Raw genomic sequence first — 14,375 nt, forward strand, 5'->3', positions numbered from 1 at the left:
AAATCTTCTCTTCAATTTCTTTTTTCTTAAACAAAAAATTAGGCTGTAATTCAGTTTCTGAAGACGGCACAACACTACTTAACGGTGGTGTTACCACATGGAGGAAATGAATCTTAGCCTGGTTTGACTTTGCTAAATCAATAGCTCGTTGCAAAGCCCAATCGGCATGTTTTGAGAAGTCGCTGGCAATCAATATATTACTTAATGTCATGGGCTATCCTTAAAAATAGAGTCATCATCCTTATCCTAACAAGTCGCTTAATTATAGGTGAATAAGTGAGTGATTATTTGATCGGCTCAAGCTTTATAAAAAATGTATCATCACTTTCTTAATAAATTACGTATTGACAAACTTTATCCTATCACATCAAACTAATGGACTAAATTCAAGAGCTCAGGAAAATATATGACAGACAAATTACGTGGCAAGGTAAAGTGGTTTAACGAAAGTAAGGGGTTTGGTTTTATTGAAAACAGTGGCAAAGATTACTTTGTTCACTTTAGCGCCATTCAAAGTAGTGGCTTTAAAACTCTTCCTGAAGGTGCCAATGTGCTGTTTAAAGCGGGTAAGGGACAGAAAGGACCTCAAGCAGAAGAGGTTGAGCTCATTTAGACTAAATGAACGACTGATAGTTTGTCATAACTAACACTTTTGATTGCAAGCATTATCGCTATCTTTTGCTTCAATCAACCCCGAATATTATAACCACCATCTACATAGATGACTTGACCAGTGATGTATTGGGCCTTTGGGGATACAAGAAAAGCGGTCATTTCGCCAATTGCATCAATGGTCACTAACTGATGAAGAGGCGCTTCATTGGCTGCTTTTTCCATCAATTGGTCAAAGTCAGACAAGCCTGATGCTGCGCGCGTATTAATAGGGCCTGGCGAGATGGCATTGACCCTAATTTTTTTACTACCCAACTCCATAGCTAAATAACGCACGGTTGTTTCTAATGCAGCCTTGACTGGCCCCATCAAATTATAATTTTTTACGACTTTTTCTGCCCCGTAATAGCTCATGGTGATTAGACTGCCTCCCTCGTTCATCAGCGGTTCGGCAGCTTTTGCGAGCCGAATAAAAGAATGGCAGGAAACATCCATAGCCATCATGAAGCCATCGGGTGAACAATCCACCACGCGGCCTTGTAAATCACTTTTTGGTGCAAAGGCAATCGCATGAATGATAAAGTCCAGTTTTCCCCAATCGGTTTCGATACGTTGAAATAAATCTCCTAGTTGTACATCATCTCTCACATCAAGCGGCATAAATATGGGGCGAGAAATACTATTCACCAGGGGTTGTACATATTCTTTTGTTTTTTCATTCTGATAAGTAATAGCAAGTTCGTTACCTGCTTCATGCAAGATTTTGGCACATCCCCAGGCAATAGAGTCTTTATTAGCCACACCAACAATTAGTCCTTTTAAATGAGTCATCTGTGTTTCTCCTTATGATTTTCAAGAGCTGATACCGTGTGCATTGCCATCATTCGTTCTTCATTCGCCTTAATAACGTGCACTTTAAAAGGTCTTAAAAATTCTAGGTGACATACAATCCTATCCCGTATAAAACTTGAGTTCTCACCAATGCCGCCAGTAAACACAATGCCATCGACACCACCTAATGCAACTGCCATCATCCCTATAAGTTGCGCGGTTCTCATGCAAAAAAAATCGAGTGCAAATCGTGCTTTAGGTGTATTACTTTCTTGCAACAGACGAACATCGTGAGTCCAATCTGATAAGCCAAATAGTCCTGATTGATTATAGAGAATAGCCTCTGCCTCATCAGGAGATAAATTAAGGGCTCGAATCATATAAATGACCGCCCCTGGGTCAATTGCTCCACAGCGGGTACCCATTGGTAAACCATCAAGTGCCGTCATACCCATGGTGGTATCCATGCTGATGCCATTGTGCATGGCGCATAAACTGGCGCCATTACCAAGATGGGCCGCGATAATGCGCCCTCTTGCCAAGTCCGGTTCATGCCTACGTAAAAAATGAGCTATCCATTCATAAGAAAGACCATGAAAACCATAACGGCGAATCCCTTTATCACGGATGGTTTGCGGCAAGGCATATTCGGTGAATAAAGGGTCATGATTGGCATGAAAAGCCGTATCAAAACAAGCTATTTGCATTAAATCAGGCTTAAGCGTGCTAAACATATCAATTGCAATAAGATTATGCGGTTGGTGTAAGGGCGCTAAAGGGCATAATCCCCGCAAATAGCTCATCACTTCAGAAGTTATAATGACACTTGAGGTGAATCTTGTGCCGCCATGAACGATTCGATGTGTTACCGTGTCCACCTGCCAATGTTGGTTTTTTGCTTCAATCCAATGCAAGATGAAATGCAACGCTTTTTCATGGTCATAATCAGCAGGGAGCTCTATTTTTTCAGCTTGATTAACCGCAAACTCTTGTCTTTCATTTACTGCTGAAAATAAAGGACTACCTCCTAAATCAGATATTTTGCCATGTACCATAAGTTCTAATGAAGGTTTTCTCGAATAAACTTGAAATTTTACACTTGATGAGCCTGTATTAATCACCAGGATGCTGTTTTTTATCTTGTTTGTCATTTTATCTTCCCAGCCTGGCGTGCTGCAGCCATTTTAACTGCTAAGGCGCAGGATAGGAGTCGAGTTCGCAATGAATCAGCGCGACTCGTCAAAATAATGGGTACACGAGCACCTAAAACAATACCCCCAGCATCAGCATGCCCGAGAAAAGTCAACTGCTTCGCTAGAATGTTACCCGACTCAATGTCAGGGACCAGTAAAATATCAGCATCGCCCGCGACCGGTGATATAATTCCTTTATCGTCTGCGGCCTGCTTGTTAATCGCATTATCAAATGCTAAAGGTCCATCAAGAATACCGTCGGTGATTTGTCCGCGGTCGGCCATTTTACACAAGGTGGCCGCATCGACTGTCGCTTGCATCTTGGGGTTCACTAGTTCTGTTGCCGCAAGAATAGCTACTTTGGGTTTTTTATCTTCTCCGAACAAGACACGCCAAAGATTAACCGCATTTTGACAGATATCAGCCTTCTCAGCAGCATTGGGCGCGATATTAATGGCGGCATCCGTGATAATAAGCGATTTATGATAAGACGGGGCATCCATGAGGTAGGCATGACTGATACGATATTTTGTACGTAAATTGGAGGCGATAGGTACAATGGCAGCTAATAACTCCTGGCTACTCAAAGAGCCTTTCATGATAGCATCAATTTTTGCTGTTGCTGCCAACTCCACGGCCTTGCTTGCTGCCGCATCACTATGCTCTGTATCAATGAGCTCCCAGTGGGTGATATCAATGCCTACCTCATGAGCTGCTGCCTTAATCTTTGCCATTGGACCAATTAAAATAGGAATAATTAGTTTAGCCTTGGCGGAATCAGCTACTGCGGTGAGCACATTGGCTTTTACCGGATGAACAATCGCTGTGCGGATGGCCTCCATGATTGAATGATAGCCTGAAAGCGGTCGTGGTTATGAATTTCAATATGTGGCAAATCAGCTCTTGCCACACGTATTTTTTGAGTCGGTGCAAGTACCGTTGCCAGCCCTTCAATAACAATGTCTCCACGCTGATTCACACCTTTGCAGTCAAAGGTTACGATTGGCTTATCAGAACGTTTATCGCGTACGATAAGCGTGATGGTGATGTTATCTCCAATACGTACCGGTTTTCTAAATTTAATATCTTGCTCAAGATAAATGGTCACAGGACCAGGCAAAACAGTCCCAAGCAATGCAGAAATTAATGAACCAGACCACATTCCATGACCAACAATGCCACGAAAAATATCGCTTTTGGCAAATACAGGATCCATATGAGCAGGGTTTACATCACCAGACATTACCGCAAATAGCGAAATGTCTTCTTGCTTTAGTGTTTTATTTAAACTGGCCTGTTGACCAAGAGCTAACTCATCGAAGGTAATATTTTCCAAAAACTCCTTATCCATTCATTCGTTCCTTTTAATTTAAATCATATCAAAACATGAATTTTTCGAATAATTATACAATAGGATTGTACATAGCGCTTGATTAATAGTTTTTTAAATATTTGATGTTGGTAATATATGCTTTGTCATCAATAATGTTGTAAATAAGCTAAATCATATTCTAGTATTGTTGATGTTCGTCATGACATTCCTTGAGTTAATTTCGAGCGATATGGTATCAAAAATAAAGTTAACCGTTTATTCTTAATTCACGTGTTACTAATTGAGTTAATTCTGTAATACTTACTTTGAATTGAATAATAGTAGGCAAAACCTGAAGAATCTGTTCAATACCAATATCCTGTTGTTCTTTATCAGACGCTCTATATTTATACACCAACCAATTGTTCCAATTGCCAATAGCACCATAAAAGGCGGATTCTAAATGATCCTGATTTATTGTTATTCCAGAAGATGCATATTTTTTAGCATTTTTATAAATTTGTTAGTTTCGCACCAATCTACAGATTATCCATCCAATGCTCATTCTTTTATTTGTAAACGATCGATGTCCCTTATGGGCCTAATCTCAAAAAGATAGTTGAAAGCATTTTAAGCAGTCCTGCTTAAATGAGCTGATGTTCTTATGTCAATAACTAAAGGTTCAAGTCCATCTACACAAATAAATGTACAATGAAACGACTCTTGGAGGAGATAATATGCGTTCCCTATGAATAACTAATTATTTTCTCTTGAGATCCCGGTAAAAGTTTTCATGTACACCAAGTGCTAACAAGATCCTTAATGTCGGATCCCATTCATAAGCTAAAAGAAATTGTTGGTGATTCATTTTAAATTTGTAAACATACACTCCAACTAAATCCCCTTTTTTCTCCTCTCCAACTTTAGGATTATTGACAATTGTACATACAGCCTCGTTAACGATAGATTTATGTGAGCTGGGTAATTTTTTATAAACTCTCTTAAATGCAGGCATTTGTCTTATTTCGATATCACTCACCTTCACCCTCGAATTGAAAAGGTTCCGCTAAAGACTTGTCTTGGAGTTTAGAAAGCAAAACGTCCTTAATAAACTCAATGGGTAAATCAGGATTATCCAATGCACACTTTCCTAACTTAGCCCAATATTCTATTTGATTTGGAATAGAACGAAATTCTGCTGCAGCAACTTTTTTTGCCTCATTATAAATGGTTTCATCAATTCTTATTGGGATTCCCATAATTCACCTACATTAGTATTATCTTGCTACATTTGTAGTATAGTATAGCTCTAGATTAAATAAAAGTTAAAGTTTATTATCAAATAACAACAACTATCTTTAATACATTTTCGGCGTGTACTGTGGCATAAATTGTGACATAACTGTGGCAGTGCTAGGCAGCAATAGGCAGTTCTAGGCCGTTTATGACGATTTTGATGCATTGCAGGTTATTGATAAATAAGGATTTTAAAAATAGAGCATCAGGCTTCGAACCAAGGTGTCGGGGGTTCGAGTCCCTCCGAGCGCGCCATTTAAAATCGGCTCTTTCCCATTTACGGGGGCACTCACATGGCTCATCCCCATTTCCGGGGGCTCTTTCCCATTTAAGGGGGCAGCTTCAATCACCCGCAGAGCACCTTAACACGCACTCTATAATTTTCAAAATTCCTAAAACCATAAGCTCTTCGCTGAATGAGTTTCATTTTGCGATGAAACCCTTCGGTTATTCCATTAGATTTACTAAACCGCCACATTCTGGCGACCTCATCTTTCCAAGCACTAAGAGTTTTTCCTAGCGAAGCTAACGCTTTAAACGCGCTCTGCTTCAATTCAACAAGCATATCCAAGAATGTAGGAATTACTTTACGGCAGGCACGTTGAGTTAAAGCTCTTTTCATTAACAGAGAATGAAGTTCTTGCTGAAATTGATAGATGGCTTCAATAGCAGGATTTTGAGTTAAAAATACATCTCTTTTTTACTTTCATCTCTTCACTGAGGTTATCAGACCTGATTCTCAATAGGGCCAGGATGCCCCTATTCCTTAATACCCAATACTATCGGACAGGGTTTATTGATTAATTCTCTATGTTGCTCTTCATAATGGCGTTGATACCAACGTTCTATTGTGGCTTTGCCTTGCTTATAACGTTCTGATAAGTCTTTTTGAGATACACCACGACTATGCTCATGAAAAACAGCAGCTTGCGCTCGCCAAGTAGCTCGTTGATGTTTGTTTATACCGGGAAACTGCTGATTACCATAACGGTAACAAGTGTGACAATACAACTTATACGCTTTAAACCTCAATATACTTCGACGATGTCCGATTAACTCATGATGAACTCTTCGTATATACGATGATTTCTTGCGTACTCTCTTACTCTGACAATGGCTGCAACGGGCTAATCGATTATAGGTTACTTCTAATATTAATGGTTGATATCCCCTCACTTTTACTATGGAAAATCCAGGTAAATTTAGGATAAGATGGTACTTCGGCACTTTAATCTCCTTTTGATCGTCAAATCAAGGACTTAGTTTAGAATAATTTGATTAAAGTGCCCCCTTAATTGGTGGAGAGCCGGAAAACTTTATTAACAGTTAAGCAATGTTCTACAGTGCTGGTATCGTTATTGGATAAAGCAGTTAAATAAATTTCACGTACAGATTTAGTAGCATACACAGCGGTATTCTCCTTAAGAATTGAATTACTGAGGTAGAGTTTCTGTTCTCCACCTCAAGGAGTTAGTTTCTATTTTTAATTGCCATTAGCAAAAAATATTTGGTTATCATTGTCAGATGATGCTCCATCTTGAGGCAACGCTTCATGAGGGGTACGCCCTTTGAATAATGAGTCAACCTTTCTCCTGAAAAAAACCACCTTGTTAACAAAACGCTGATAATTCTGACTAATATCCACCATGTATTCAGCCATGCGAATGGTATTTGCCACTTGGGATTTGACTTTGTGATGGATGGCTTCACTGGCATTAACCTGTTTTAACACATCCATTAGTTCTTCAGTCGATAATTCTTTTTGGAAGTCTCGTAATGCCAAAAGTCCTTTACGTACTCGCATTAAATAGCTGGTTGGTTCACCTGCTTTAAGCGCCTTTCGAATATGCTCTGTTAACAGCAGATCAAAGTTGGTATTAAACAATCTATTTTTTATTGCCGCTTTGGGAACATCGGACAGAACTTTCGCTAATTGCTCTAACTCCACTTCATTGGGAGGTTGCAAAGACATTTCGCCAAAATCATACAATCCCAGCTGATGGTTCTGATGGCGCAATTGATTACCATGTCGGTCAGAATCAAAATAACCACCCTGAAGAATGTTAATGAGTTCCACCGTGATGATTGCTTTAGCAATGGCTCGGCGAATTTCCTTGTCTTCCGGAGTTTTGTTAGGAAGTTCATTAAATTCGGTTCCATAAATACGTTCAATGAATCGATAGCCTTCGCCACTTTTAATCAAATGAGCTGGATTCATGATAAAAGTATGTGATTTATCATCAACTTTTACTGTGATGGAACGGGCGTATAGCTTGGCCGCGATCTGGTTTTGCTGCTCACTTAACTTCCTGTCCATTTCAATTTTCGACAGTTCTTTGGCTTCACTGATAATCGATAAAATACTCTCCCGAATGGGTTTCATATCGATGTGCGAGCAAGAGTCAATGGTCTTTTGCAAATGCATAAAACCTTCTTGCGCATTTTTTGCTGCATTTTCACGCAACATCAATAGCACTACGTCGTGACCATTTTCTAACTCTACTTCCAGAGCTAAATTATAAGAGGCCGAGCCTAAAAGAGCTCCGACACGTTTAATCATTTTGCGATCGTCACGAGAAACCACTTCGCGCAAAAGCCGCCATAATTGCCAACGATGAGGTGGGTTCGCTCGTCCCTTCAAATGATCCAGATCGCGGCGAATATGCTCAGGCGTATTCGGATGACTATGAACTGCCTGAGCAAGTTTGACATAGGCAGGCCCCATGTGCTCACATAACATGGCTAATTTTTTACCCGCGCCAGGTGATTGCCCCGCTCCATTCGCCTGATTGGTGGCTACTAACATGCCTGCTAACAAATGGCTGCGAATGTATTTATCCGCCGTGTCCAGATAAGCTTTCAACAAGGCGTAAGCAAAATTTTCCTCTTTATCTGTTTCGGCATGCGGAAATAATTTATGAGCAACGTAGGAAAAGGCTTCCTCGTAGGCATCTTCCATCTCATCTGCGGTTTTTACTTTATTAACAGGAATAAGCAAGTGATCCACAATAACCGCTCGCTCTTCCAGACTCACATCCCAGAACTGCGCGTAAAAAGTTCTTAACATTAACGCAATAGTTCCCGGCTTTTCTTTTTCAATTTCTGCCAAATTATCACTGTAGCCTAACAGTTTTGCCAGGGCGTTTATTTTATTATGGCTAAATAAATAACTGGCAAATTTATCCGTTGTTTGACGGCTGATAGGAGAAGAGATAAATTCCAGAAACTCCTTAACATCATTCTTGTCTTCACTCAGCTTACGAGATGCTGCAGCCAGGTTACTAATAGAAAAATCAATTGTTTCCTGCTGATTAATCGGTAAATATTTATCCGGTTCTAACAAAATGCCTAAATGTTCAGTCACTTCCCACTGGGATTCGATGACATTGGCCAGTCGCGAAAGTATTAATGTGACATCTCGTTTTGCCATGTTTTTATATAGACGATCAATTACGGCAATCATCTGCTCTTTGTATTTCAGAGATTGGTCATCTTGACCATATTTATCTCCCAAGTCTTTGACCAACTGGTCAATGGCCTCATTACGCAGAGGAATATAGCCAATCGGAAGACTGATTGCATTCTCTACGGAGAGAAGCTCTTCCAATGCCTTGATCCGCTCATCACGATCTGAAATCCCTTTGATCCGTTCGATAACCAGTCTAGAAAAATGCTCTTGTACCTCAGTGGAAGGGAATGTCAGTTGTGCATCAAACGTACGATAGATAAGGATTAAATCATCCGGTGTTAAATGGTTTGTTCCACTAGCCTCCTGAGGTAAATTCCACAGGAGTGGTTTAAATATGTTTGCACGATCTACGGGATTATCCACGAACTGAATGGCAAGTTTCAGTAAGGCCATCGTCTCTTTGGTTAATACCTCATAATTTCCATGTTGTTTGATATGTTCCTGAAAAAAACTGGGAGCAATAGAGCTAGCCCATTCAGAATCTTTTAGAGCTAAAGGAAGTAACTGTTCCAGACAAGCAAGACTGAGTGATTCAAAGGGCAAGCGAAAAATCTGAATAAACTCCTGAGGTGGAATTTCAGAAAAATACATCGAAATAGTCTTAAATAATTTAAGTTGTTCTTCCGTGGTAAATAAATCAAATTTTTTGTCTTGAAATTGTTGATTAACAAAAAATTGAACACAATGACTTTTATAATGCAACATGGATGTCGATTCATAAGAAATTTGTTGCAAGTGCGCCAGATCTCTTTGATCCTCTCGTCCAAGGAAAAAGCTTTTCACGACGGCTTTCTCTTCTGGAGTCCCATTCATGGCTATATTGGTAAATTCAGTCAGCAAAAATTGAATGGCTACGTTGTCAATATTGCGAGCATCACATTCCGAAGGTTTGATTAATACAGACCAGTTCAAATCATAAAATTGCTTAAATTTGTCCTGAAAACTGCCCTCACTAAAAAACATCTCGAAGTTGACGTTAAATTTCTGAATCACATTATCAGATAAAAAGGCCAATATCGCTTCATAATAATTATCACCGCCATAAAACGCATATTCTCGAGGCAATTTGGTAATCGGTTTGTGTTCAGCATAATTAATGATGAAAGACAATAATTTTTTTTCAGGAAATAAAAGCCACAAGTTCTGGTCGGTAGTCACTCCAAGGTTCCATAATGTCTCAGCTATAATAGAACTTTCATCTTTCTGTACCCATTCAAGATGACTCGACCAAGGCACCCCCGTTGCATTATCCTGCGGTGAAAAAGTAATCCATTCAATGTGCTTGCCAATGATTGAACCAAAAAATCGCTCGTTTCCAACAGGCATGCGCTGATGCACTTGCTCAAATTGATAGGTATGAACTCTTGCCCGACCATTCGAGTGGTTAAGATGACCTATGTATTTTTCTTGTAACGCTTTTAGTGACTCCGCTGCTTCTTTCGCTTCCTCAAAGCTTTTTGCTTTAACAAACGCATCAAATGCATTGTTTATGACCTTAAAAAGTCCAAGTGCAGGTACCCGGACCCTATCATCCAAATAATTTTGACTAGTGAAATGTTGATGAACAAGAGCCAGATAAATAACTTCAAAGGCTGGGATTCGCAACTCATAAGCCCGCTCAATCAATTCTTCCGCTGCTTTTTTCACTTCCGCATTGGCCAAATTAATGTCCATCGCATACAAAATCCTACAGAAATCTCTGACCTTAATTCCAATACTATGGGTTACTTCATAAGGTAATAATTCAACCGTTAGCTCTGCTAATTTGGACTCTAAAAATTTGAGTTTCGCTACAGTATTCCCACATACATCACATTCATTTTTAAAGAAAATTTCTCGGTGAATCGGAGCAACAGCTTTTAAGATAGTATTTGGTAAAGACGTTTGTTGTTTTTCATCACGTTCATTTTCTTTGATAGCCAACCAGGTTAACAAATTTTTTATACGTTGATGATAATCTGCTAATGCCCCTTGTCGATAATCATGAACCAAATAAGATTGATGGACATGACTAACATCCCATTTATGTTGCTCTTGAAAGTTAATGCTTTTTCTTAAGTAACTAATACCTGCTTGTATATTATGGCATTGTTCAATCGTTAATTTATCGAGTTTGAATTGTTCATTGGCTGAAATCTCATGATAAATTCCAACACCTTCGTGTTTAATGTAAAGTAACTCATTGGCTAAAGCGAACTCTAATTCTTCAACCGTATAAACGCCATCTTGCATTTGCTTAAGAAAATCGCTGTGAATGACAATCACAGGTTTAGGAAATCCGGCCAGCGAATTAACCAATTTATCGCCTGTCGTTGTAATAAAAATTTCGATGGATTCTTTGAAATTATGGGGGCGTAATTTATTAATCAGTTCAGCAAGAAATGACTTGGTATCTTCTAATCCTACTTCATCCAACGAATGCAACTGATGTTCTTCCATCAGCAGTGGTCTTCGTTTTTCTATGTCGCCGTTCCCTGTCATCTGATAATATTTGTTCGCATCTCGGATCGTAGAGCGTAGATTATAATCAGCATCCGTAAATTGGATGGATTCCCATGTTGTCCCTTGCGGATAGGAAATATAAAAATAAGGTAAGGAATGATAATCCTCTGTAAGACAGGCTATCCCATTCCATGGGTCTAAAAGGATCCCCCCCCATTGGCTGATGTCATTGAGAGGGCTATCGGGATTACGGTCAATGACCAAAAACGTGTGACCATCTGCCGGGTTACCATCATCATCAAAGTAGTCAATATTAATTTTCTCAACGATGGTATCACTATCAATTAAATATTCATCATATAATCTTTTAAGGGCAATGACGGTATGTTCCTCACAAAAACCCGTACTGATTTCTGGTTTATCAAAATATTCTGCGCTTGCAAATATTTTTGATTTTTGGGCTGTTTCAATTACCTTTTTATCAAACCCATTTTGTAAAAGCAGAGCATTTTCTCGGTTAAATTGCTTTTGAAAAGCATCTCGATATTCAGCCAATTCAAGATTTTTTTTAAACCGATAAGCTAATTCTTTATCGGTAATCGTTAATTCTTCTCCTTGGCCTAAAATGTGGATGAAATAATCGGCATTTTTTTCAAGATAGTCATCCATTTCAGTGACGTTAATATCGCTGCTTCCTCTTCCCAGCAGTTTTTGTGCTCTTGCAATTTTTTCACATAAAATCGAAGATTGTTTGAGGATAATTTGCCTGAAACTTTGCTTCTGATTATTGTTTAGATTGTGCGGCGATTTCACCTGCTTATCGAGACAAAATTCCTTAAAACTCTCATTAATGGACTCAAAAATATAGTACTCGATTTGCTTTTGTTTTACATAGATTTCATACGCTTCATACTTCTTATCATGAGCATCAAGATATTCCATTTCGTATATGCATGATTCTAATTGCTCCTCTTCAGGAGTATTTGCCCTTCTGGCCAGTTCATACGCTTTTATTTTGATGCGCTCAATCTGTTCAAACTCTTCATATCGATTCGCTGCCAAAGGAATTTTTTGATTAATTGAATCTTTAATCTCAATACATTTTTGTAATAATTTGTTTCGCTGCTCTTTATCTTTCATATGAATCTCACTAATAGTTAGTTTACAAACAAGTAATTTGTTAAAATTTTGATTATTTTGTATATAAACAAGGACTATTAATCGAATATTAAGAAAATATTAAGACCCATATAAAGGTACCGTTCGCCTTTTACACTACATTGCATTTTCATCTTATCAACTTAACTTACTGTATGTTTAAATTTTATTGCTACGAAATGGATACAGTTGTTATTTTTATCTTCAATAATGAGAGAACGTTACACGCTATATGAAAAATTGACTTTGCAGAAACAGCGACCTCTTTAAAAAGACCACTAGCTATGCTGTCTTAGGTAATGTACGTGACTCTCAACAGAATATATTCCAGTTGAGACCTAGCTAATCTCAGACTAGAGAAAAGACTTGAAAGTGTGGGGGTCGGGAGGAGTTGTAGCTATTCTAACAATATCAATAACTTTCAAAGATGGAAATCGAAATAAATGTCTTCCTCGAGAAGAAAGAGCAATGCTGTTATCTATGTTTCGCTCATACATTTTTCTATTTGGAGCTTCAATTTGTAGCTTCTTACTAATAACTAGCTCAGGATTAGTGGTACTAACTCCTAAGTTGTTGGAAGCTGGATTTAAAGCCTGGAAAAATATAATATTCATGTAGAAAAACATATTTGCGAACACTTTGTTGAATTATTGCACAATTAGAATAATTTAACAATATGAAAAAGAATTTTTTTTAAATTCACTAATAAATTCAACACAGATGATGTTTTTTGTTCATGGATCTCATCAATTAAATAAAACTATGTCCGCTTTGAGCGTTCCAGAGTGTGTTATAAAAACCACCAGCCTCGATTAGCTGCTTATGGTTACCCACTTCGATAATTTTACCATTGTCCATAACTAGAACATTATCCATACATAAAATGGTCGATAATCTATGGGCTATCACGATAACCGTTCGGTTACTCATTGCAATGTGTAATGATTCTTGGATTAGCTTTTCGGTTAAAGAATCTAGTGAACTGGTGGCTTCATCTAAGATCAAAATAGGAGCGCACCTTTTAAAATAGCTCTTGCAATCGCAATTCTTTGACATTGTCCGCCGGATAATTTAATCCATCTTTCTCCAATAGGAGTGTCATATCCTTGCGGTAAGTTGACAATAAATTCATGCGCATGAGCTTTTTAGAAGCATTAATAACCTCTTCATAACTGGCACCAATTCTGCCATACAGTATGTTTTCATAAACAGTTCGATGAAACAAACTGGGGTGTTGAGGTATAAATGCTATGTTGTCGCATAAACTATGTTTGTTTATTATGCTAATATCCTGCTCGTCTATTAATATTTTTCCATTTTGGACATCATAAAGGGCGCATGATGAGTTGAACCAAGGTACTTTTTCCAGCTCCGCTGTATCCAACTAAACCGACTTTCAAGCCTCCCGGTATATGAGTGCTTAAGTCTTTAATAATATTATCAGATTATATCCAAAACGAACATGATCAATGATAATTTCACCATGAGTTATATTACGGGAAAATCAAGGGGCTCATCCCCATTTCCGGGGACATTTTATTTATTAACCATTACGTCACAGTCAATTAGATGTTATAATCTTTGATTGGTGTATTTTAATTATACCCTCTATTATCTTCTTATTGCCTATTTAGGGAAATTCATTTTTATCCTGCAATTTCTTTACATTACCTCATAGTCATTAGGAGCAATTAGCTATTTATAAGGATATCTATGAGCTACCAAACGTGCCATTATTGTTTAGAAACTAAAAATTATTTTTCCTTAAGAGGTAAATCTCGAGCTAAAAATGGAAAATTCCTTTGCTATCATCTCTGTTCCTCATGCACCCAAAAATTAATTGGCATTAACAGTTTCGCTGATAAAGAAGGTCGTAAATTTTTTATAAACACCGTAAAAGAAAACGCTCAAAAAATTCCCATATACGTTGATGAATAATTTCTTTACGTTCAAGAATTGATACTTAGATAATCCACACATATAACAGAAGATCATGTAAAAACAAAAAGCATAACCGAATAAATTAAAAGAGCTGCACATTAATAAGAACTGGTTCGAAATT

Annotated in this window: 8 protein-coding genes and 3 pseudogenes; 1 reads left to right on the forward strand and 10 read right to left on the reverse strand. The window is 38.2% G+C overall.

What is annotated here, in order from left to right; translation table 11 throughout:
• Positions 1-211: universal stress protein (locus DY223_RS18935; protein ID WP_147293819.1), on the reverse strand; the 211-nt coding region annotated here is incomplete at its 3' end.
• Positions 212-406: 195 nt separating this feature from the next.
• On the opposite strand from DY223_RS18935, the gene DY223_RS18940 reads away from it, so the two are divergent.
• Entirely contained in the window at positions 407-613 is a 207-nt protein-coding gene (locus DY223_RS18940) for a cold-shock protein (RefSeq protein ID WP_058459479.1), read from the forward strand.
• A 74-nt stretch (positions 614-687) separates the two neighbouring features.
• Here the strand turns inward: DY223_RS18940 and fabI are convergent, their stop codons facing one another.
• The 9 genes and pseudogenes from fabI to DY223_RS18990 all read right to left on the reverse strand — a co-directional run.
• Entirely contained in the window at positions 688-1,443 is a 756-nt protein-coding gene (gene fabI / locus DY223_RS18945; protein WP_058459480.1) for an enoyl-ACP reductase FabI, read from the reverse strand.
• A complete protein-coding gene (locus DY223_RS18950) occupies positions 1,440-2,594 on the reverse strand; it encodes an acetate/propionate family kinase (RefSeq protein WP_058459481.1) in 1,155 nt (384 codons plus the stop codon). Before DY223_RS18950 ends, fabI begins: the two co-directional genes overlap by 4 nt.
• Positions 2,591-3,987 (reverse strand): annotated as a pseudogene (locus DY223_RS19745) (bifunctional enoyl-CoA hydratase/phosphate acetyltransferase). Before DY223_RS19745 ends, DY223_RS18950 begins: the two are co-directional and overlap by 4 nt.
• 721 nt (positions 3,988-4,708) lie before the next feature.
• Positions 4,709-4,987, reverse strand: a complete 279-nt coding sequence (locus DY223_RS18965; RefSeq protein WP_202972296.1) for a type II toxin-antitoxin system RelE/ParE family toxin — start codon at positions 4,985-4,987, stop codon at positions 4,709-4,711.
• Complete coding sequence (locus tag DY223_RS18970) at positions 4,980-5,207, reverse strand: ParD-like family protein (RefSeq protein ID WP_058459484.1); 228 nt, start codon at positions 5,205-5,207, stop codon at positions 4,980-4,982. The genes DY223_RS18965 and DY223_RS18970 overlap by 8 nt, the downstream gene beginning before the upstream one ends.
• Positions 5,208-5,590: 383 nt before the next feature.
• A pseudogene (locus DY223_RS19880) lies at positions 5,591-6,005 on the reverse strand (ISL3 family transposase); the annotation flags it as partial.
• Positions 6,004-6,471 carry a helix-turn-helix domain-containing protein gene (locus tag DY223_RS19885; RefSeq protein ID WP_259293067.1) on the reverse strand — a complete coding sequence of 156 codons (468 nt, stop codon included), beginning with the start codon at positions 6,469-6,471 and terminating at the stop codon, positions 6,004-6,006. The gene DY223_RS19885 and the pseudogene DY223_RS19880, both read right to left, overlap by 2 nt.
• A gap of 256 nt (positions 6,472-6,727) precedes the next feature.
• On the reverse strand, positions 6,728-12,295 hold the full coding sequence (locus tag DY223_RS18980) for a hypothetical protein (protein WP_058459485.1): 5,568 nt from the start codon (positions 12,293-12,295) through the stop codon (positions 6,728-6,730).
• Between the two features lie 768 nt (positions 12,296-13,063).
• A pseudogene (locus DY223_RS18990) lies at positions 13,064-13,752 on the reverse strand (ABC transporter ATP-binding protein); the annotation flags it as partial.
• Positions 13,753-14,375 lie beyond the last annotated feature (623 nt).

Origin of the sequence: Legionella bozemanae (assembly GCF_900450575.1) — a bacterium.
GTDB lineage: Bacteria > Pseudomonadota > Gammaproteobacteria > Legionellales > Legionellaceae > Legionella > Legionella bozemanae.

What these genes read in the sequence shown, in the direction of transcription:
- DY223_RS18940 (WP_058459479.1), top strand. Translation starts at nt 407, where the DNA reads ATGACAGACAAATTACGTGGCAAGGTAAAGTGGTTTAACGAAAGTAAG.
- fabI (WP_058459480.1), bottom strand. Translation starts at nt 1,443, where the DNA reads ATGACTCATTTAAAAGGACTAATTGTTGGTGTGGCTAATAAAGACTCT.
- DY223_RS18950 (WP_058459481.1), bottom strand. Translation starts at nt 2,594, where the DNA reads ATGACAAACAAGATAAAAAACAGCATCCTGGTGATTAATACAGGCTCA.
- DY223_RS18970 (WP_058459484.1), bottom strand. Translation starts at nt 5,207, where the DNA reads ATGGGAATCCCAATAAGAATTGATGAAACCATTTATAATGAGGCAAAA.
- DY223_RS18980 (WP_058459485.1), bottom strand. Translation starts at nt 12,295, where the DNA reads ATGAAAGATAAAGAGCAGCGAAACAAATTATTACAAAAATGTATTGAG.